This window comes from Seohaeicola saemankumensis (assembly GCF_021021435.1).
GTDB lineage: Bacteria > Pseudomonadota > Alphaproteobacteria > Rhodobacterales > Rhodobacteraceae > Seohaeicola.
Genome location: NZ_JAINWI010000009.1, coordinates 275,271 through 294,327, shown reverse-complemented (window position 1 = coordinate 294,327; position 19,057 = coordinate 275,271). Strand labels below are relative to the sequence as shown.

At 60.9% G+C, this 19,057-nt stretch carries 21 protein-coding genes; 10 read left to right on the top strand and 11 right to left on the bottom strand.

The features are described 5' to 3' along the window. Positions 1-21: 21 nt before the first annotated feature. Together K7H22_RS06695 and K7H22_RS06690 are read right to left on the bottom strand one after the other, a co-directional pair. The gene (locus K7H22_RS06695; RefSeq protein ID WP_230799956.1) at positions 22-696 is read right to left on the bottom strand and encodes a pentapeptide repeat-containing protein; all 675 of its coding nucleotides are present in this window, start codon (positions 694-696) and stop codon (positions 22-24) included. Between the two features lie 83 nt (positions 697-779). Next, positions 780-2,306 (bottom strand): gamma-glutamyltransferase family protein, encoded by a 1,527-nt coding sequence (locus K7H22_RS06690; protein ID WP_230799955.1) that lies wholly within the window; start codon positions 2,304-2,306, stop codon positions 780-782. 245 nt (positions 2,307-2,551) lie between these two features. On the opposite strand from K7H22_RS06690, the gene K7H22_RS06685 reads away from it, so the two are divergent. From K7H22_RS06685 to hemN, 8 genes are all read left to right on the top strand, one after another. Beyond that, positions 2,552-3,241 carry a TetR/AcrR family transcriptional regulator gene (locus tag K7H22_RS06685; RefSeq protein WP_230799954.1) on the top strand — a complete coding sequence of 230 codons (690 nt, stop codon included), beginning with the start codon at positions 2,552-2,554 and terminating at the stop codon, positions 3,239-3,241. Between the two features lie 151 nt (positions 3,242-3,392). Beyond that, the gene (locus tag K7H22_RS06680; RefSeq protein WP_230799953.1) at positions 3,393-4,259 is read left to right on the top strand and encodes an ABC transporter ATP-binding protein; all 867 of its coding nucleotides are present in this window, start codon (positions 3,393-3,395) and stop codon (positions 4,257-4,259) included. A gap of 39 nt (positions 4,260-4,298) precedes the next feature. Beyond that, the gene (locus K7H22_RS06675; protein ID WP_230799952.1) at positions 4,299-5,072 is read left to right on the top strand and encodes an ABC transporter permease; all 774 of its coding nucleotides are present in this window, start codon (positions 4,299-4,301) and stop codon (positions 5,070-5,072) included. Positions 5,073-5,115: 43 nt separating this feature from the next. Next, positions 5,116-6,141, top strand: coding sequence for an ABC transporter substrate-binding protein (locus K7H22_RS06670; RefSeq protein WP_230799951.1), 1,026 nt, complete (start codon positions 5,116-5,118; stop codon positions 6,139-6,141). A gap of 89 nt (positions 6,142-6,230) precedes the next feature. Further along, entirely contained in the window at positions 6,231-7,724 is a 1,494-nt protein-coding gene (locus K7H22_RS06665; RefSeq protein WP_230799950.1) for an amidohydrolase family protein, read from the top strand. 11 nt (positions 7,725-7,735) lie between these two features. Continuing rightward, on the top strand, positions 7,736-8,161 hold the full coding sequence (locus tag K7H22_RS06660) for a nuclear transport factor 2 family protein (RefSeq protein ID WP_230799949.1): 426 nt from the start codon (positions 7,736-7,738) through the stop codon (positions 8,159-8,161). Between the two features lie 3 nt (positions 8,162-8,164). Beyond that, on the top strand, positions 8,165-9,049 hold the full coding sequence (locus tag K7H22_RS06655) for a polysaccharide deacetylase family protein (RefSeq protein ID WP_230799948.1): 885 nt from the start codon (positions 8,165-8,167) through the stop codon (positions 9,047-9,049). 115 nt (positions 9,050-9,164) lie between these two features. Further along, complete coding sequence (hemN, locus tag K7H22_RS06650; RefSeq protein WP_230799947.1) at positions 9,165-10,520, top strand: oxygen-independent coproporphyrinogen III oxidase; 1,356 nt, start codon at positions 9,165-9,167, stop codon at positions 10,518-10,520. 52 nt (positions 10,521-10,572) lie between these two features. On the opposite strand, the gene K7H22_RS06645 is transcribed toward hemN, so the two are convergent. From K7H22_RS06645 to K7H22_RS06610, 8 genes are read right to left on the bottom strand one after another with little or no spacing between them, the layout of a single operon-like run. Continuing rightward, the gene (locus tag K7H22_RS06645; RefSeq protein ID WP_230799946.1) at positions 10,573-11,241 is read right to left on the bottom strand and encodes an NnrU family protein; all 669 of its coding nucleotides are present in this window, start codon (positions 11,239-11,241) and stop codon (positions 10,573-10,575) included. Beyond that, positions 11,238-12,431, bottom strand: a complete 1,194-nt coding sequence (locus K7H22_RS06640; RefSeq protein WP_230799945.1) for an NnrS family protein — start codon at positions 12,429-12,431, stop codon at positions 11,238-11,240. The genes K7H22_RS06645 and K7H22_RS06640 overlap by 4 nt, the downstream gene beginning before the upstream one ends. A gap of 1 nt (position 12,432) precedes the next feature. Further along, entirely contained in the window at positions 12,433-12,681 is a 249-nt protein-coding gene (locus K7H22_RS06635) for an NnrT protein (protein ID WP_230799944.1), read from the bottom strand. Then, positions 12,678-12,854: a protein NnrT gene (locus tag K7H22_RS06630; protein WP_230799943.1), complete on the bottom strand. Its 177-nt coding sequence runs from the start codon at positions 12,852-12,854 to the stop codon at positions 12,678-12,680. The genes K7H22_RS06635 and K7H22_RS06630 overlap by 4 nt, the downstream gene beginning before the upstream one ends. A 1-nt stretch (position 12,855) precedes the next feature. Further along, complete coding sequence (locus tag K7H22_RS06625) at positions 12,856-14,739, bottom strand: nitric oxide reductase activation protein NorD (protein WP_230799942.1); 1,884 nt, start codon at positions 14,737-14,739, stop codon at positions 12,856-12,858. 5 nt (positions 14,740-14,744) lie between these two features. After that, a complete protein-coding gene (locus K7H22_RS06620; protein ID WP_230799941.1) occupies positions 14,745-15,539 on the bottom strand; it encodes a CbbQ/NirQ/NorQ/GpvN family protein in 795 nt (264 codons plus the stop codon). 3 nt (positions 15,540-15,542) lie between these two features. After that, positions 15,543-16,892: a cbb3-type cytochrome c oxidase subunit I gene (locus tag K7H22_RS06615; RefSeq protein WP_230799940.1), complete on the bottom strand. Its 1,350-nt coding sequence runs from the start codon at positions 16,890-16,892 to the stop codon at positions 15,543-15,545. A gap of 21 nt (positions 16,893-16,913) precedes the next feature. Further along, positions 16,914-17,366, bottom strand: a complete 453-nt coding sequence (locus K7H22_RS06610; protein WP_230799939.1) for a c-type cytochrome — start codon at positions 17,364-17,366, stop codon at positions 16,914-16,916. A 124-nt stretch (positions 17,367-17,490) separates the two neighbouring features. On the opposite strand from K7H22_RS06610, the gene K7H22_RS06605 reads away from it, so the two are divergent. After that, positions 17,491-17,715 (top strand): DUF1858 domain-containing protein, encoded by a 225-nt coding sequence (locus K7H22_RS06605; protein ID WP_230799938.1) that lies wholly within the window; start codon positions 17,491-17,493, stop codon positions 17,713-17,715. Here the strand turns inward: K7H22_RS06605 and K7H22_RS06600 are convergent. Then, positions 17,690-18,412: a Crp/Fnr family transcriptional regulator gene (locus tag K7H22_RS06600; protein WP_230799937.1), complete on the bottom strand. Its 723-nt coding sequence runs from the start codon at positions 18,410-18,412 to the stop codon at positions 17,690-17,692. The genes K7H22_RS06605 and K7H22_RS06600 overlap by 26 nt on opposite strands. On the opposite strand from K7H22_RS06600, the gene K7H22_RS06595 reads away from it, so the two are divergent. Then, positions 18,404-19,009, top strand: coding sequence for a pseudoazurin (locus tag K7H22_RS06595; RefSeq protein ID WP_330165838.1), 606 nt, complete (start codon positions 18,404-18,406; stop codon positions 19,007-19,009). The two genes, K7H22_RS06600 and K7H22_RS06595, sit on opposite strands and share 9 nt — an antisense overlap. Positions 19,010-19,057 lie beyond the last annotated feature (48 nt).

The window sequence follows — 19,057 nt, the reverse complement described above, 5'->3', positions numbered from 1 at the left end:
TTGTCCGGTCCTGTGCGCCGCCTAGCAATCGCGTGACTCTGTTGCACCGTCGGGCATCACGGTGTTGCACAGGATCGCGCCTTGCAGATTAACCCCCTCCAGCTTTGTCCCAAGAAGGACCGACCCTGATAGGCGTGCGCCGGACAGTGCGGCGTCGGTCAGGTTGGCCGAAAGAAGGTTGACCTCTGTTAGATTGGCCTTTGACAATGTAGCCCCCGAAAGGTTGGCCAGTTCCATATAGGCCCCTGTCAATGTCGCCCCTGACAGATCGGCCCCTTGCAGGCTTGCTTGCGTCAGCACGGCCCCCGTCAAGTCAGCCCCTGATAGATTGGCTCCGTGAAGATTTGCGTTTGTCAGATAGGCCCCTGACAGGTTGGCGTTTTGCAGGCTGGCCCCGCTCAGGCTGGCGGCAGCAAGATTGGCACCGCTCAAGTTCGCGCCGGACAGATCGGCGCTGGCAAGATCTGTAGCCCATAGTCTTGCCCCCGACAGGTCCGCCCCTGCCAAAGAGGCCGCAGCAAGCCCTGCTCGCCTGAGATCGCTCTCCGACAGATCACAGTTTTCGCAGGCTTTTGTGGCTTGAAGTTGCGCCAGATCGGACTCGTCAGATGCCAATACACCCGTGGGCAGGATCAGGGCGGCGGTTATGGTCAGCTTGCGGGCCAAGGATAGAAGCGTTGGGGCAATGTGCGACATGATCTCCTCCTGTCGGGCTGGGGCAATCATAGACCTGCCGCAGCGTTGAGGCTACGCGCAAAGTTCCGTACTTCAACTCGATATTACTGGCGCGGATCGTGCCACGCCATGGAACCTGTCGGGCCTGCCTGCGCGATACCTGCCTGACCGGCGATTGGGCTATGTGCGGGGATCAGGCTGATGCTGTGGCCGCGCGCGGATAGATCGGCCAGTGTTTCGGGGCTGATATCCGCCTCGAGCTTGAGGCTGTCGCGGCTGTCCGAGAAGGTGCGGCCCAGCAGGAAGCGCGGCGCTGACAGGGCATCGGGGGGCGATTGGCCAAAGTCGATCAGCCGTGTCAGAAGCATCGACAGGGTTTGCGGCTGCCCGTCGGCCCCTTGGGTGCCATAGACAAAATGCGGGCGCCCGTCCTTGAGCGCGATACCGGGATTAAGCGTGTAGAACGGCAGTTTGCCGGGCGCAAAAGCGTTCGGGTGGGCCTGATCGTTGCTGAAAGCGGCACCACGGTTTTGCCAGATGATTCCCGTGTCACCTGCGACGACACCGCTGCCCCAGTCGAAATATGTGCTTTGCAGAACGCTGGCCGCATTGCCCTGCGCGTCGATGGCCCCCAGAAACACGGTGTCGCCATGTTGCCAGGGGTGGGGCCAGGGCATCGCAAGCGCGTTGTCGATATCCTGCGCGCTGCGGTCCAGCCGTTGGGCGACCAGCGCCATGTTGTCCTGCGCTGAAAAGGCCGGATCGGCGATGCGTCCGCGATCCAGAAAGGCACGTTTCACGGCCTCGACGCATAAATGCAGATGATCCGCGCTGCCTGCTTTCACGCCTGACAGATCGAAACGCGACAGGATGCCCATGATCTCGAGCGTGGTGATCCCTTGGGTCGGTGGTGGCGGCGCCAGCAGGGTCATGTCCCGATAGGGCAGGGCAAGCGGGCGCACCTGTTTGGTGCTGGTCAGGGCCAGATCGGCAGGGGCAATCACAGCGCCAGCGGCGCGCAGACCGTCGATGATGCGACGCGCCAGCTCGCCTTTGTAAAAGGCCTGCGCCCCGTCTGCGGCAATGGCCCTCAGGCTGCGGGCAAGATCGGGTTGGCGCAGGACATTCCCCACAGGCAAGGGGCCATTGCCGTGGCGGAAGATCGCACCGAAACCCGGCCAGTCGCCACTTTCCGAAGCACGGAAATCGCCCCAGAAGGCTTGCGATTGTGTAACGGGAAATCCGTTTTCGGCCAGTTGAAGGGCAGGAGACAGTAGATCGGCCCAATGTGCCCGCCCGCCCATCGTGACACGCGCATGTTTCAAGGCATGCTCCCATCCGCTGACAACCGCCGCCGTTGTCAGGATAGCGCCCACGCCGCGCGTCGGGAAAGGCTCTGCGGGTATAGGCCGGTCGATACCCTGCCCGATTGCCAGAAAGCAGGTCTGCACCCCTTGCCGGTCAACGACCAGCCAGACCGCATCACCGCCCAGCCCGCAAAAATGCGGCATCACAACCGTCAGAACAGCCCCTGCCGCAATCATCGCCTCGGAAGCTGTGCCGCCTTGGTCCAGCACGGCCATTCCTGCCGCAGTCGCCAGCGGATGCGGCGTAGTGACAGCGCCTTTCATGCGCCCTCCATCTCTGTGGTCCGGTCTGCGGGTGGGGTGGTGCTGCGCGGCATGATCCGTCCTGTCACTGGGTTGGCGGTGCAAGCGGCTTAGCGATACGGGTAGCTTAAGTAAACGTTTGCTTACATAGTGGTGGAAGGGTTTTGTTCCAAAGCCCGCCCAAGACGGAAATTTGTGCAAACCCGTCCGGCGCTGCAGGCTGGCGATACGTGTCACGGTCGGCTAAGGACAATGACCAACCTTGAATGTCTGTACCTGTTGAAGAATCCCGCATGCCGCATACCGCGCCCAAAAAACAGCCTCGAAGCCGCGATCCGGAACGGACAAAGGCGCAACTGACCGAATCCGCCCTGCGCGAATTTGCCGATCACGGGTTTCATGGAGCCCGCGTGGACCGGATCACACGTGCCGTGGGCTGCAATCCGCGCCTGCTGTACCATTACTTCGGCAGCAAGGAAAAACTCTATGTTTCGGTGATTGAGCATATCTTTGCGGATATCCGCGCGCAGGAGCGGGATTTGCAACTGGCACGGCTTGATCCCTTGTCCGCGATGCGCCGCCTTGTCGAATTCACCTATGATTTCTTCGACGGCAACCCGCTTTTCGTGAAGATGACCCGCAACGAGAATCTGCTTGAGGGTAAATTCATCGTCCAGACCCAGGCTGTCCGCACCTCATCTCAACCGCTGATCGACGCGATCAGCGGTATTATCGCGCGTGGCCGCGCCGAGGGTGTGTTCCGCCACGAATATGATGCATTGCAAATTTATATCACCATCGTCGCGCTTAGCGCGCATCACCTTAATAATGGTCATACGCTGACCGCGATTTTCGGTGTCGATTTGCTGAGTCCCGAATGGCGGCAGGAGCGGCGCGCCCATAGTATCGAGTTGGTGCTGAATGCGCTGACCAGCAGCAAATCTGACCCTGTCTAGGCATTGATCTATCCGAAATGCGCTATTTTTGGCTGCTTGTGCCTGCTTGGGTGCTGAAATTTTGGGCGCCACGACATTAATTCATAAAATACTTACTTAGCAAACCGCTCCACCCCTTCTCAGCCGCGGCGGCTGCATGTCTGGTGTCGGCATGAACATGACATCAGACATATCCGCCCCAGCGATTCCCGCAGCACCGATGAAAGCGTCGCGTACAAATCCCGTGCATGCGCGCCCCGCAATCGAGTTGGACGAGGCGTCGGTCGTTTTTGGCAGCGGTGATCAAGCCGTCACCGCGCTGTCGCCAACCACCCTGCGCATGGAGAGGGGCGATTTCCTTGCCCTTGTCGGCCCTTCGGGTTGCGGCAAATCCACGATCCTGCGTCTGGCCAGCAACCTGATTCAGCCTTCGTCGGGCAATGTTCTTCTGGGCGGGCGCGAGGCATCGGCCAAGGAATTGCGGATCGGCATGGCCTTCCAGAACCCGACGATGTTGCCCTGGCTCACGATCGAGAAGAACGTGATGCTGCCGCTCAAGATTGTCGAACCGTTCAAGCGGACCTTCCAGCAGGATCGGAAAGGTGCCTACCGCGACCGCGTGCATGCGCTTCTGGAGCAGGTAGGCCTCAAGGATTTCGCCGGTCATTTCCCGTGGCAATTGTCCGGCGGCATGTTGCAACGCGCCAACCTGTGCCGCGCCTTGATCCATGATCCCGACCTGTTGTTGCTTGATGAACCTTTCGGTGCGTTGGACCAGTTCACCCGCGAAGAGTTGTGGCAGATCCTTCAGGATCTTTACCTTGACCGCAAGCCGACCGTCTTGCTGGTGACGCATGACCTGCGCGAGGCTGGATTTCTGGCCCGCCGTATCTGCGTGATGAGCGCACGGCCTGGTCGCGTGATTTCGGACAAGGCTGTGACGATGCCACAACCGCGTGACATCAGCGTGATCTACAGCCCCGATTTCGTGGAAATGACCCAAGGGCTGCGCGAGTTGATCGCCCAAATCCGCAAATGATCCCCGCAAATTACACCCTTGCCGGAGAAAGGCATCACAATGACTGAATCGAGCAAAATACGCTTCATGTCTTTCAGTCTGATCGTCGGCTTCTTCCTGATGTGGGAAGTGCTGTGCATCATACTGAACGTGTCGGACCTGATCCTGCCGCGTCCCTCTGAGATCATCGTCACGCTCTGGACACGCTTTCCGGTGCTTTGGCCGCATATCCTGCAGACGCTCTATTCCACGCTGACAGGTTTTGTGCTGGGAGTAGGTATCGGCGTTGCTCTGGGTGTGCTGATCGGCACCTCGCGGGTGGCATACGGGGTCGCCTATCCGCTGCTGGTCGGTTTCTCGTCGATCCCCAAGGTCGCCGTTGTGCCGATTTTCGTGCTCTGGTTCGGCTCCGGCACGACGCCGGCGATCCTGACCGCAATGGTGATCTGCCTCTTCCCGATCGTTGTGAACATCTCGACCGGGCTGGCGACAACTGAACCCGATCTTGAGGACGTGCTGAAAACGCTGGGCGCGTCAAAGCGTGAAATCCTTTGGAATGTCGGCCTGCCGCGCACGATGCCCTATTTCTTCGCTTCACTGAAGGTAGCGATCACCCTGTCTTTCGTGGGTGCCGTATTGTCAGAAACCGTGGCATCAAACCGTGGTATCGGCAATGTGATGATGACGGCCTCGTCCAATTTTCAAGTCTCGCTGGTCTTTGCGGGGCTGATCGTTCTGGCCCTGATGGGTGTCGCCCTCTACGCGTTTTTCTCTTTCCTTGAATCCCGTGTGACCGGTTGGGCCACGCGCGGCAATGACATCGCTGTTTCCTGATCGTTTCCCCTCTCCTGCCAACTGCCAAAGAAGGAACACCACTATGAAAACTGCTGTATTCGGGGCCGTGATGGCCTTGGTCGCCGGCCTTACACCCGCTTGGGCACAGACCGATGTCCGTTTCACGCTGGGCTGGAAAACCCAAGGCTCTGACGCGCCTTTCCTGCTGGCCTTGAGCAAAGGCTATTTTGCCGAAGAAGGCCTGAATGTCACCATCGACCAGGGCGAAGGATCTGCGGCGACGGTCACGCGGATCATGGGCGGAGCCTATGACGCCGGTTTTGGCGATATCAACGCGATCATCCAGAACGCGGCGCAGCGTCCCGGTGAAGCGCCCGTGATGGTCTACCAGTTGTGGAACCGCCCGCCCTTCGCGATTGTGACGCCCAAATCCTCGGGTATCGAAAAGCCTGCCGATTTTGAGGGTCGCACGCTGGGCGGCGCACAGGGCACACCGACCACGCGCCTGTTTCCCGTCTTTGCCGAGTTGAACGGAATCGACATGGACAAGGTCGCGCAGGAAAATATGGCCCCCAACCTGCAAGAGCCGATGCTGATCCGTGGTGATATCGACGGTGCTTTCGTGTTTACCATCACAAGCTGGTTCAACCTGATCGCCAACCGGCAAGACCCCGCGAATGACTATAACTGGTTCCAGTTCGAGGACTACGGCATGGACCTTTATTCCAACGGTCTGATGGTGTCGCGCGCGATGCTGGCGGACAACCCCGACGCTGTCGCGGGATTGGTGCGGGCCGTGAACCGCGCCACGCTGGAAATCGCCAAGGATCAGGATACCGCGATGGAGGCTGTGATGGCCTTTGACAACCTTGTGGACAAGGATAACGAGCGTGCGCGTTTGAACTTTGCCCTGACCAACCTGATGAACGCGCCCGAGGTCGAGACAATTGGCATGGGCGATCTGGTGGATGAACGCCTGACCCGCTCGATCGGTATCGTTGCACAGGGCTATGGTCTGGAGCGTCTGCCCGAAGCGTCCGAGATTTTCGACCGCAGCTTCCTGCCGCCGGTCGAGGAACGCGCCTTTGCTGTCGAGATCATGAACTGATCCTTCCCCTCGCGCCGGACGGGTGATCCCGCTCCGGCGCGCTTTTTTTGCTACGCTTTCCTATGAACTTCCTCTAGCCGGATTGTCCCATGCCCGCCTCCCAGACCCTGATCCGTGGCGGCCTTGTGCTGGTCGACAACGCGCGGTTCGCGCCAGTGTCCTTGCTGGTGCAGGACGGTCTGGTTGCCGCCATCTTCGATGAATCCGGCCCGGATCTCTTTCCCGATGGACAGCCCGACGGTGTGACCGTCATCGACGCCACAAACCGCATTGTCATCCCCGGTCTGGTCAATGGTCATACGCATTCGCATGGTGCCTTGGGCCGTGGCGGTGTTACGGCGGATGCCACACTGGAAACTTTTTTGGCCGGTGCCACGGCACTAAACGGACAGCGCCACAGCGACGATCTGCGCCTGTCCGCGCAGCTTTCCGCCGCCGAGATGATCCGCAAGGGCTGCACCGCCTGCTTCGATCTGAGCGGCGAATTGCCCGGCCCTACCGTGGCTGGTATCCACGCTGTGGCCGAGGCTTATCACGACGCGGGGATGCGCGCTGTCGTTGCGCCGATGATCTCGGACCGGACGATCTATCAGGCGCTTCCTGGCCTTCTGGAGGCCTTCCCCGAACCAATGCGCGCGCGGTTGGCGGCGATTACCTTGCCGCCTTGGCAGCAAACGCTGGCCACGGTGCGCGACGCGATCACCCGCTGGCCGGTTCCCCTGACCCGCGTGCGCCCGGGGATCGGTCCTGCCATACCCTTGCATTGCGCCGACGACTTTCTGATTTCCTGTGCCGCTTTGGCGGACGAACTTGATCTGCGCCTGCAAACACATCTGGCTGAAACCCGTATGCAGCAAGTGGCGGCACAGGCGCGATACGGCACAAGCCTGACCGTTCATCTTGACAGCCTTGGCCTGCTATCGCCGCGTTTCAGCGGCGCGCACGGGGTCTGGCTGTCACAGGACGAGGCGTACAGACTGGCCGCGCAAGGGGCCGGAATCGTGCATAACCCGATGAGCAATCTGCGGCTTGGCTCCGGCACCGCCCCTTTGCGTCTGCTTGCCGATGCCGGTGTACCGCTGGGCGTGGGCACGGATGCGTCCAACACATCCGACGGGCAGAACATGTTCGAGGCGACGCGCCTTGCCGCCACCCTATCGCGCGCAGGCACCAGCGATGCCGCGCAATGGATTACCGTGCCCGAGGCGTTCCATATGGCGACGACTGGCAGCGCGCGCATCATGGGGTTGGAGAATGTGGGCCGCATCGCCACGGGGTGGTCCGCCGACCTGCTGTTTCTGGACCGCGACTATTGCCACTACATTCCGCTGCGTGATGTCCTGTCCCAGATCGTGCTGGCCGAAAACGGCTCTGCCCTGCGCGAGGTGATGATCGACGGGCAATTCGTTTTGCGCGACAGCCGCATTCTGACGCTGGATGAAGCAGCCCTTGCGCGACAGGCCCGCGCGGCAGCGGCCCGCCTTGATGCCGGCAACGCCGATGCCCGCCTGACAAGCGAGGCCGCAGCCACTGTGATCCGCAGCTTCTGTCAGGCTGCGTGCACCACCCTTTCCCTTAACTGAAGAGGCTCGCCATGGACCAACATACCGACCCGCTGATTTCTGCCAAAGCCATTGTCGAGGCCTATCTCGAACGCTCGATGGTGCCCGATCCCGAAGGCGCTTCGGCCTATCTGGCCTCCGGTTTCGACCTTGTCTTTACCGGCGGTCGCAAATTCGCGGGCCCCTCCGAGAGTGCCGCTTTCAACGCCAAACGCTATGCTTGGGTTAAGAAGCGCTTTTTGCGCACCGACGCGGCACTGGATGCTGAAACCGGCGATGTGCATGTCTACAATACCGGATATCTCTATGGTGAATGGCATGACGGCACCACATTCGAGACCAACCGCTATATGGACAAGTTCATTGTGCGTGACGGCAAATTGATCCGCACTGATGTCTGGAACGACAGCGCCGAGATCCTGTTGTACAAGGCAGGTCTGGCCGAGGCGGAGCTTTAGGCCATGCTGCCCCGTCACGATCGCTACGACTATGTCCCGATCACAGGGCGTACCGATTATGTATGGCCGAACGGCGCGCGACTGGCGGTTTATATCGGGCTGAACCTTGAGCATTTCGCCTTTGGCGAGGGGTTGGGTGCCGAGCTTGCCCCCGGCGGACCGCAGCCCGATGTGCTGAACTACGCATGGCGCGACTATGGCAACCGTGTCGGCGCATGGCGGATGCGTGACATGCTGGACCAGCTTGAAATGCCTGCCAGCATTCTGGCCAATTCCGCAATGTATGACTATGCGCCCGATCTGATGGCCGCCTTCCGCGCTCGCGGGGATGAGGTTGTCGGGCATGGCCGCACCAATGCCGAGCGTCAAAGCATTCTGGCCGAGGCAGAAGAGGCGCACCTGATCGCAGAGGCCACGGATATCCTCACCGCAGCCGAGGGCGTCGCGCCCGAAGGCTGGCTGTCCCCGTGGATCGCGGAAAGCCGCGCAACGCCCGATCTGCTGGTCGAGGCGGGATATGGCTATACACTCAACTGGTGTATGGATGATCAACCCGTCTGGATGCGGACACGCGCGGGGCGGCTTTTGGCGATCCCCTACCCGCAGGAGGTCAACGACATCCCGTCCATCGCGGCGCGCAAGGACGGGGCCGCGCAATTCGCCGATATGGTCATCGACAATTTCGACGAGATGCTGGATCAATCCGCAGGGCAGCCGCTGGTCATGGGGATCGCGCTGCATCCCTACCTGGTGGGCCAGCCCTACCGCCTGCGCCACCTGCGCCGTGCCCTGTCGCATATCGCCGCCCATCGTGACCGCATCTGGCTGACCCGTGCGGGCGACATCCACAGATATTGCCGCGACGACATCCCCGATCTGGTTCCATAGGCCGCCGATGGCTTTCACGGCCGGTCAGGACCGGATCGGATTTTTCCGGCATGATCCGCCACGGACTTGACCTAGAGCAAAGTCACCGCCTGCGCTTTGCCGCAGATTGCGGTTCATGGAACACATAGATCAGCTTAAGGCGCTTGGCCTTTTCGAGGCGCGTGTCCCGCGCTACACCTCCTATCCGACCGCGGCTGTTTTCACGCCGCAGACGGGTAGCAGCTTCCAGCGACAGGCAATTGGATCGCTTGATCCGGATGCACCGGTATCGGTCTATGTGCATATCCCTTTTTGTGAACGCCTGTGCTGGTTCTGCGCCTGCCACACGCAAGGGACGCGGACCCTTAGCCCTGTCGAGAGCTATATCGAAACGCTGGAGGCCGAGCTTGCCCTGATGCGCGCGACGCTGCCGGCAGGTGTGCGGATGGGTCGGCTGCATTGGGGGGGCGGGACGCCGACCATCCTGCCACCGCATCTGATCCATCGTCTGGCCAAGGCGATCCGCGACGTGTTCCCGCCACATGCGGATTTTGAATTCTCGGTCGAGATTGATCCCACGATGGTGAACCGCGCCAAGATCGACGCGCTGGCAGCCGAGGGGATGACGCGGGCCTCGATCGGAATTCAGGACTTTGACCCGCTGGTGCAGGCAGCGATCGGGCGGGACCAGCCTTTCGAGGTAACGCAAGCCTGTGTTGCCGATTTGCGGGCAGCGGGGATCACCTCGCTCAATACCGATCTGGTCTACGGGTTGCCGCACCAGACGCTTGACCGGATCGACGATACGATTTCCAAGGTGCTCAGCTTTTCACCGGATCGCGTGGCGCTGTTCGGCTATGCCCATGTGCCTTGGGTATCGAAACGGCAAAAGCTGATCGACGAAAGCGCCCTGCCGGATGACATGGCGCGCTACAATCTGGCCACGATGGCAGCAGAGCGGTTTGTCGGGGCAGGTTTGACGCAGATCGGGATCGACCACTTTGCTCGGCCCGGTGACGCGTTGGATACCGCCCTGCATCACGGATATTTACGGCGCAATTTCCAAGGCTATACCGCCGATACATGCCAGACTTTGATCGGGCTTGGCGCATCCTCGATCTCGCGGTTTCCGGCGGGCTATGTGCAGAACGCGCCCGCAACGGCGGCCTATATCCAGCGCATCGGTGCGGGTGAATTTGCGGGATCGCGCGGCTACACCCTTTCGGACGAAGACAAGTTGCGTGCTCGCGCTATCGAATTGCTGATGTGCAATTTCCGGCTGGACCTTGCCGATTTACAGGCCGAGTTCGGCCCCGTTGCGGCAAGCCTCACGCCAGTGCTGGAAGGCATTGCGAACCGGTTCGGCGCGCTTGTGACTAGTGGCAACCGGCAGTTGGAAATCCTGCCGCAAGGCCGGTCGCTGACGCGGATGATCGCTGCGGCCTTCGACCAGCACGTGCCGGACCGCTTGACCTATTCCCGCGCATCCTGAGCTGCTTCGAGATTACGTGAAGCCGCCTTGGTGAAGGCGGCTTTTTGCATTGTCAGAGGGCGGAGACGCCGATGACAAAAGGATGCGCCCAGAGCAAGGCGATAAAGCCAAGCAGTCCAAGACCCAGCCGTGTCGCGACCCCGCCCCACGAGTCGGGACGCCCGATCAATGGCGCGCCCGTCGTTGCCGCATAAAGGTTGTGCCAGCGGGCTTCCCCCAAGTCGCGCCGCTTGCGCCTGTCGACCAGTTTGCGGCCGATGACGGCAAACCCACCCAGAACGGTGAACAGGATGACATGCGCTAGATCGCCGTTCGGCAGCAGGTGCAGCCCTGCCCAAAGGGCCAGCGCCAAAAGGACCGGATGGCGCGTCCAGCGGATCAGCCCCGGATGCGCTGGATCAAACCGGTCGTGTCCGGCCCCCCCGAACGAGAACGGATTGGGTCGCGCAATCGCAAGGGCAAGGATCAGGCAGACCAGCAGCATACCGCCTTGGACAATATGGCGATGCCACAACGCTTGCGGCCAGAGTTGCACAACAGGCGCCTGTCCAGCGGACCAGATCAGCAGGGCCAGCATTGCCAAGGACAAAGCCGAATACCCAAACCCGAATCCGCGTGCCCCGAACATTCCAGTCAGGCGCGCCTTGACCAGGGGGCGCAGCGGCAGTGAATGGGTCAGGAAAAACGCGGCAAAAACCGCTGCGAATCCGGTCCAGCTCATTTCCGTGTCTCCGGTTTGCGGCGCATCAGCATCGGACCGTAGGCATAGGTGAAACCGCCGAAAGCCGCCAGCCACAGGATGCCCGAAACGTAGCCCAGAACGGGCAGGGCGGGTGTGGCTAAGCGCGCGGCGACAGCTGCGAAAAGACAAAGGTAGATCACCACGGTGGCCCTGTTCGCGGTCAGCGCGCGTCCGGTATGGCCCAGCGTGGCGCGGGTCATCACCGCCAGCGTCATGCCACCGATGGCACCTGTCATCCATAGATGCTGTGCTGCCGCGGTTGCCGTACTGCCCAGCAGCAGTTCCGTCCCCACAAGCAACGCCCCCAAGGGGATGAAGGCATAAGACAGATGCAGCACCCAGACCAAAGGCTCGCGAAGGGTGTGTTGCCATTGCCAGCGGATCAGCCGGACAACATGCAGCACACCGAGACCGACCAACAGAACCCCTGTGAAGGCGTCGAATGGCCGGACGACCCAGAAAAGCAGGGCGGGCACACTCGCCATCAGCACCAGTTTGTCAAAGCGTTGCATGGGTGGTGCGGGCCGCGCGGGGGTCTGGCCGCGCGCCAGCCAGTTACGGGTGAAGGACGGGATAATGCGGCCACCGATAACCGCGATCATCATCACAGCGGTGGCGACACCCAGCCGCAGCCCTTGGCCCCGTGCGGCAAAACCGCCTTGCAGGGCTTCGACATGGAACAGCGCATTGGCCAGCGTGAACACCGCCAGCAGCGCCAGTACGATGAGGTTCTTCCAGTTCTTTCCGGCCACAATCTCGCGCAGGATCATCGCACCCAGCACCAGAGGAAAAGCAAGATCGACGGCGGGTGCCACGCTTGCCGGCAAGATGGCCGAGATCAGGATAGCCACCCGCCCCGCGACCCACAGCCCGAACAGGGCCGCAAGCGTCCAGCCGACCATCGGCAAACGCCCGGTCCAGTTGGGCACGGCGGTCAGCAGGAAACCTGCCAGAACAGCACCCAGATAGCCGAACAAGAATTCATGCGCGTGCCACGATACAGGGTCGAACTGTGTCGGCAGCGCAATGGCACCTGTCAGCGCGGGCAGCCATAAAAGCATGGCCACAACAACCCAGACCGCGCCGAACAGAAAAAAGGGCCGGAAACCGAAACTGAATAGTGCAGGCCCTGTCCAGGCGCGCATCTGTTCTGCCGATGTCTGTGCCATGTCAGGCTCCTGTCTGTTCTGCGCCCGCATCCGCAATATCCATCAGAAGCCGGATGTGGCGTGCGAAATACCATGTGGCAGGGACACCGATCAGGCATCCCAGACCGAGAGACCAGCCGGCCGAGGCCACCGGGCCGCCGACCCAGCTGAAGATCAGCGAGGCGAAGAACACATTGACCGCCGCTGCGCCGGCCCCGAACGGATAGAGCGCGAGCGCGATCCGTGCGGCGGACCATCCCTGACAAGTCATTTGCGCGCGACCAGACGTTGCACCAGAACCAGCGCCGCTATCAGCGCGATACTGCCCAATGCGAACCAGAATTCAGCCGTAGCCGATTGGGCCTGCGGAATGGGGCGGTTGAAAGCTTCTGCAAAAGCGGGGGTTGTCAGAATGATGCTAAAAAAAGTTGTCAAAAGTCGCATGTCAGGTCTCCTGTACAAGTGAGCGGTAGATGTCTGGAAGGGCGCGTATCAGGCGCGCGGGATCGGGCAGAAGGGTGAAACCGCCGCGCCCGAAAATGCGCGCGAACCAGTCCTGCCCATCTTCGTCGATGATGATACCGTGCAGGCTTTGTCCGGCCATGCGCGCCTCTTTCACAGCTTTATGGCTGTCCTCAATCCCGTGCTGGCCCTCGTAATGGTCCAGATCGTTGGGTTTGCCATCGGTCAGTACGACCAGCAGTTTCCGCGCGCTGGGCTCTTGCGCCAATTGCGCGCTGGTATGTCGGATCGCGGCACCAAGGCGGGTGTAGTGGCCGGGCTTCAAGCCGCCGATATTGGCGATGATGTCGGGCGACATCCTGTCCTTGAAATCCTTGCAGCGGGTCAGGAACACGCGGTCGCGGCGCAGCGAGGAAAAGCCCCAGATCGCCAGACGGTCGCCTGCCGCGTCGATGCCACCGGCCAAGGCGGCCATCGCCTCGCGCGCCACCGCAATCACCGATGTGTCGCCGATGGCTGCTTCTGTGGACCGTGACGTGTCGATCAGAAAGGCCACGGACAGATCGCGCTCGGTCTGGCGGGCGGATTGCCAGATCCGGTCAGAGCCGCGCCCTGTCGCGACCAGATCGGCGCGGGTTGTCAGGACGGCGTCAAGATCCAACTCGGAACCGTCGACCTGACGCGGTTGCAGGGTGCGGCGGGGGCGCAGTGCCTCGAACTGGCGGCGCACCTCGCGGATGCGGCGCTCGTCGGGCGTGAAAACTGTGCCATCGGCAAAGGCCGGCGCGTCCAGCACGCGGCAATGATCCGGCATGTAGCTGCGCGCGCGGTGGTTCCATTCGGGATAGGTATGCACACCCGCCAGCGCCTCATGATCGGCATCGGCGGGTGACAGGTCCAGATGCAGGCGCAGCCGTGTCGCGGTCTTGCGGTCCTGTTTTGACAAGACGATCTCATCCTGATCGTCGGCAGCTTTCTGGGCATTTTCCGCGTCGTCATCATCGACGCTGCGGTTGATGTTCATCGATTCGACCCATGACAGGATCGCTTCAAAGCGGTGTATGATGAAATTGTCCTTGCGGTTCTGCTGGTCCTGATCCTTGCGCAGCCCAAGCTTGCGGTTGGTCTGCGCGGTATGGGGTGGCGGTGTGGCGGGATCGGCCTGTTCGTCACCGGCTGCAATGCCGCTGGCAGGGGGCGCAAATCGCAGCCAAATCGGTACGGGGGCGAAGGTCATGTAGGTTCTTGCTGCCGGATCAACAGTCAGTTCGGGGCTGTTGCCGCCCAACTGGTCACGAATGGCGCGCTCGAAGACGGCTTCCTGCGGTGGGCGGATCACGTCGGGCCGTGCCGCCAGACAGTGCCGCGCCATTGACGCATAGGCTGTGCGCAGACCGGGACAGACGATATAGACCGCATCCGATGCCGCGGCATTCGCACGGATCAGGGCGCCGTCAGCGGCAGGGCCTATACCGGCGAGGCGGTCAAAATCGGGCGCGCTTTTGGCGGCCATTGCCGTCAGCCAGAAATAGGCTGACCGGTTCAGGGCGGCATTGGGAAAGGCAGCGATGAAGGGCGGCAGGGCAAGCCGCTCTCCGTCAAAGCTGGCGATCCATTCGCGGTCCCGCTCAGCTCCGAGTTTACGGCGCAGGGGGCGGCGGTGGCGGGCCAATGTCGGTGCCGCCTCGCCCAGTTCGACACCTGCCGCCCCGCCAAGCGCGCGGAACAGTATCGCAAGGCTGGGACGGACCGAGGCAAGGGAAACCGCCGCGTCGGGATAGGTGACCTCTGCCCCGATCCGGCTGGCCATATCGTGCCAGAGATTGCCGACCGTTTCCTCGGGTTCCATCAGATCGAGAAGGTGCATGGCGGTTATCCGTAGATTGTCGCGGTCAGATCGCGCAGCGCCTGCTGCACATCCGGTTCGTCGGTCAGGGGCTCGATCACGGCGGCCTCCAGCGCCTGATCGACCCCCATGCCGCTGGCCATCAACGTGGCCGCATAGATCAGAAGGCGTGTTGATACGCCCTCTTCCAGATCCATGCCCGACAGCCGCCGGATATGGCCCGCCAAGCGCACCAGTGGCGTGACGCGACCAACCTCCAGCCCGCTTTCGCGGGCGACGACCGCGATCTCGGTCTGGGCGTCGGGAAAGTCGAAAGAGATCGACAGAAAGCGCTGCCTTGTCGAGGGTTTGAGTCGCTTGAGCACATTCTGGTAGCCTGGGTTGTAGCTGGCGACCAGCATGAAGCCCTTGGGGGCGAGTAACTCTTCCCCCGTGCGGTCGATCATCAGGGTGCGGCGCGTGTCGGTCAGCGGATGCAGCACCACGGTCACATCCTTGCGTGCTTCCACAACCTCGTCGAGATAGCAGATCCCGCCTTCGCGCACGGCGCGGGTCAGGGGACCATCGACCCAGACAGTCTCGCCGCCTTTCAGCAAGTAGCGCCCGATCAGGTCGGCGGCGGACAGGTCGTCATGGCAGGCGACGGTGTAAAGAGGCTTTCCCAGACGGGCGGCCATATGCTCGACAAAGCGGGTTTTGCCGCAGCCGGTCGGCCCCTTCAGAAGAAGGGGCAAACCGTTGTCATAGGCTGTCTGGAATAGCGCGCATTCGTGACCTGTAGCCTGATAGAAGGGCAGGGCGGGTGTGAGTGCGATGTTCATTTGTCATTCTCCGGGAACAGGGTTGGCAGGGCCGGGGGCGATCACCTCGGTCTTGCGGACAACCAGCATGGAATAGATGAACAGCAAGGCACCGATCACGACCGCAGCGCCCGCGCCAAAGCGCATCAAGTAGAAGATCGACAGGCTGTCCTGCACCTGCATGTAGTAATCACCCACGACACGCTGCATATGCGTCTGGATGGTGCCCGCGAAAGTCAGCACGAAGGTCATGAAGGCCATGCCGCCGGTCATCAGCCAGAACGACGCCATGTTCAGCACCTGATTGTAGGGCGCGCGGCCGCGCAGCATCGGCATCGCATAGCTAAAGATCGCAAGGTTCAGCGCGACATAGGCCCCGTAGAAAGCAAGGTGCCCGTGTGCTGCGGTGATCTGCGTGCCGTGGCTGTAGAAGTTCACCCCGTGCAGCGTGTGTAGAAAGCCCCAGACCCCTGCGCCGAAGAAGGCCACTGTGCTGGACCCCAGCGACCACAGAAGGGCGGCCTTGTTGGGGTGGTTCTTGCGACCCTTCCAGACCATTACGAAGGCAAAGGACATCATCAGGAAGAAGGGGATCACCTCGAAGGTGGAAAAGATCGAACCGATCCACTGCCAGTATCCCGGTAGGCCGATCCAGTAAAAATGGTGCCCCGTGCCAAGAATGCCCGAGAAAAGCGCTGTGGCGACGATGACATAGAGCCATTTTTCCACGACCTCGCGGTCTACGCCCGTCAGCTTGAGCAGCAGGAAGGCAAGGATCGCGGCCATCACCAGCTCCCATGTCGCCTCGACCCAGAGGTGCACCACGAACCACCAGTACATTTTATCAAGGCTCAAGTTGTCGGGGTTGATGAAGGCAAAAATCCACAGCAGCGACAGCAGCCACATGCCCATCAGAAGGACGTTGGTGATCGCGGTTTTCTTGCCCGCCAGCACGGTCATCGAGATGTTGAGCAGAAAGATCAGCGCCGCGACCAGAATGCCGAACTTGACCCAAAGCGGTTGCTCCAGAAATTCGCGTCCGCCATGGATGCCGACAAGGTAGGAACCCACGGCCCCCAGCGTGCCGACAACAAGGATGATCAACTGCAGATAGGCCAGTTTGGGCGACCAGATCTCGCGCTCGGATTCCTCGGGGATCAGGAAGTAGGCGGCCCCGAAAAAGCCCAGAAGCAGCCAGACGATCAGGGCATTGGTATGGATCATGCGGATGATGTTGAACGGCAGGATTTCCGCCAGGAAGTTGGGCGAGACATAGACCCAGCCCGCCAGCAAGCCGCCCAGCACCTGAATGCCGAACAGCGCCATGGCAGCCAGAAAGTACCAGTACGCCACTCTTTGTGATTGATATTTCATTTGCTTATCTCCTTGCGCCGCTCAGCCGGCATCATTGGGCGGCCAGCCCTGCGTGTCTGTCTGGTCAGCCCAGCGCAGGAAATCCGCGAGGCCGCGAATCTCTTCGTCGGTCAGTTCGTAGCGTGGCATCTGGCGGCGGCCCTCGACCCCGCTGGGCTGGCCTTCCATCCATGCCTTGAGGGTGGCGAATGCATCCTCGGGATAGTCCTGCACGCCCCATCGGGTCATCACATTGCCAAGTTCGGGCGCGAAATAGGCGCCTTCACCGTGCAGGCTGTGGCAGTTGATGCAGGAATTTCTTTCCCACACATGTTTGCCGGTGATGACAGACTCGGTAAGCGGCATGCCTGCGGTCGAGACATCGACCACGTATTTGTGGGAATGGACGGTCATGCCCACGAAGATCACGACGAAAAAGATCGAACCTCCGTAGAAGATGTTGCGCGCCCGCGATTTTGTTAAGAATTCAGCCATCTGCTGGCTCCCGTTTGTAAGTGGATGCCACAGGTTCTAACGGGCCGATCAGATCGCAGTTTGCGCCAGAACAACGTTTGAGGCGGTTGTTCCGGTCAGGATGCTTTCAGAAAGCGAGGACAGCATGGAAGCTGAACGCGTCACGAATCCCGATCTGTCGCTTGCCGATCTGATGGCGGCATGGCCCGAAACGATCACCGTTTTTATCCGCCACAAGATGCTGTGCGTCGGATGTCTGGTCAGCCCGTTTCACACGGTTACGGATGCCTGTGCCGAATACGGTCTGGATCTGGATGCGTTCTACAGCGAGCTTGTCCGCGCGGTCACGCCTTTGCCGCTGCCAGAATGACAAGCTGGTGCGGATCGCAGACCGTGATCCGCTTGCGTTGGCTTTCGACCAAGCCCTGTTTCTCCCACGCGCTCAGCATGCGACTGACCGTGTGCAGCGTCGTGCCGGTCAATTCCGACAGATCCTGACGCGTGATCGGGAAATTGATCTCGATCCCGTTTGGCACCTTGCGACCTGTCTGGTTGATCAGGCGCAAGAGGGCATTCGCCACCCGCTGTTCGACTTGCAATGTCGCCATCTCGACGATGCGGGTGTTCATTTCGCCAATACGGTTGCCGACGGTTTTATAGGTCTCGGTGGCAAAGCCCTCGTAATCGGCTACGAACTGGTCCCACAACCGCGTCGGCCATGACAGGGCCAGCGATTCTGCTGCCGTGATCGCAGTAGCCGGATAGGTTTCGCGCCCCAGCGCCTTGGCGATGCCGAACAATTGGCCACTGGGAATGTGTAGCGCGATCACCTGCTCACCTTGAGGCGTGATCCGCACGACACGGATATAACCATCCAATAGCATGAAAAACCGCTCGGCCTCGTGACCTTCCTCGAAGATCGCGGAGCCGATGTCATAGCGGCGCGAACTGGCCTGGTCCAGAATCTCGCGGATCTGGCGGGTGTCGAGCTTGGAAAAGGGCGGCAGATGCGTCAGCAAACTTTCGTCCAACCGGACCTGCGGCTTGGATCGTCTGGCATGTTTCATCGCGGCGGCCTCCTTGTCCTGTCGCGCCGACCTCTCGCGCCATCCTGCCCGCCGGTTTTGATCCAGATCAAGAAAAACAGGCGATTTTTGTTGTGCCCCGACAACGTTCGGGCGCTGGAAACTTCTATCACTGATCTCAGCAGAACACGAAAGGATAAGATGATGTTCAGAACATTCGCTTCCACTCTCGCACTTGGTATCGCGCTGGCTGGCGCGGCTTTTGCGGAAACCCATGAGGTCAAAATGCTCAACAAGGGTACTGACGGTGAACGCATGGTGTTCGAGCCTGCATTTCTGCAGGTGGCACCCGGCGACACGGTGGTTTTTGTGCCGACAGACAAGAGCCACAACGCGGAAACGGTAGACGGCATGATGCCCGGTGGCGTGGAAGGCTTCGTTGGCAAGATCAGTCAGGAAGTCGCGTTCACCTTCGATACCGCGGGACTTTATGGCGTCATTTGCAAGCCGCACTACGCAATGGGCATGGTTATGACCATCGAAGTTGGCGAGGTCGATGCCGTACCTTCCACTTTCTTCGAGGGTCGTGTGCCCAAGAAAGCCAAAGAGCGCTTTGACGCCCAGTTGTCCAACCTCTGACCCATTCCGGTGCGCGGGCATGGCGCCCGCCACCCTATTCAACCCCAT

Coding starts and splice junctions, on each gene's coding strand:
- K7H22_RS06695 (WP_230799956.1), bottom strand. CDS start 696: ATGTCGCACATTGCCCCAACGCTTCTATCCTTGGCCCGCAAGCTGACC.
- K7H22_RS06690 (WP_230799955.1), bottom strand. CDS start 2,306: ATGAAAGGCGCTGTCACTACGCCGCATCCGCTGGCGACTGCGGCAGGA.
- K7H22_RS06685 (WP_230799954.1), top strand. CDS start 2,552: ATGTCTGTACCTGTTGAAGAATCCCGCATGCCGCATACCGCGCCCAAA.
- K7H22_RS06680 (WP_230799953.1), top strand. CDS start 3,393: ATGAACATGACATCAGACATATCCGCCCCAGCGATTCCCGCAGCACCG.
- K7H22_RS06675 (WP_230799952.1), top strand. CDS start 4,299: ATGACTGAATCGAGCAAAATACGCTTCATGTCTTTCAGTCTGATCGTC.
- K7H22_RS06670 (WP_230799951.1), top strand. CDS start 5,116: ATGAAAACTGCTGTATTCGGGGCCGTGATGGCCTTGGTCGCCGGCCTT.
- K7H22_RS06665 (WP_230799950.1), top strand. CDS start 6,231: ATGCCCGCCTCCCAGACCCTGATCCGTGGCGGCCTTGTGCTGGTCGAC.
- K7H22_RS06660 (WP_230799949.1), top strand. CDS start 7,736: ATGGACCAACATACCGACCCGCTGATTTCTGCCAAAGCCATTGTCGAG.
- K7H22_RS06655 (WP_230799948.1), top strand. CDS start 8,165: ATGCTGCCCCGTCACGATCGCTACGACTATGTCCCGATCACAGGGCGT.
- hemN (WP_230799947.1), top strand. CDS start 9,165: ATGGAACACATAGATCAGCTTAAGGCGCTTGGCCTTTTCGAGGCGCGT.
- K7H22_RS06645 (WP_230799946.1), bottom strand. CDS start 11,241: ATGAGCTGGACCGGATTCGCAGCGGTTTTTGCCGCGTTTTTCCTGACC.
- K7H22_RS06640 (WP_230799945.1), bottom strand. CDS start 12,431: ATGGCACAGACATCGGCAGAACAGATGCGCGCCTGGACAGGGCCTGCA.
- K7H22_RS06635 (WP_230799944.1), bottom strand. CDS start 12,681: ATGACTTGTCAGGGATGGTCCGCCGCACGGATCGCGCTCGCGCTCTAT.
- K7H22_RS06630 (WP_230799943.1), bottom strand. CDS start 12,854: ATGCGACTTTTGACAACTTTTTTTAGCATCATTCTGACAACCCCCGCT.
- K7H22_RS06625 (WP_230799942.1), bottom strand. CDS start 14,739: ATGCACCTTCTCGATCTGATGGAACCCGAGGAAACGGTCGGCAATCTC.
- K7H22_RS06620 (WP_230799941.1), bottom strand. CDS start 15,539: ATGAACATCGCACTCACACCCGCCCTGCCCTTCTATCAGGCTACAGGT.
- K7H22_RS06615 (WP_230799940.1), bottom strand. CDS start 16,892: ATGAAATATCAATCACAAAGAGTGGCGTACTGGTACTTTCTGGCTGCC.
- K7H22_RS06610 (WP_230799939.1), bottom strand. CDS start 17,366: ATGGCTGAATTCTTAACAAAATCGCGGGCGCGCAACATCTTCTACGGA.
- K7H22_RS06605 (WP_230799938.1), top strand. CDS start 17,491: ATGGAAGCTGAACGCGTCACGAATCCCGATCTGTCGCTTGCCGATCTG.
- K7H22_RS06595 (WP_330165838.1), top strand. CDS start 18,404: ATGTTTCATCGCGGCGGCCTCCTTGTCCTGTCGCGCCGACCTCTCGCG.
- K7H22_RS06600 (WP_230799937.1), bottom strand. CDS start 18,412: ATGAAACATGCCAGACGATCCAAGCCGCAGGTCCGGTTGGACGAAAGT.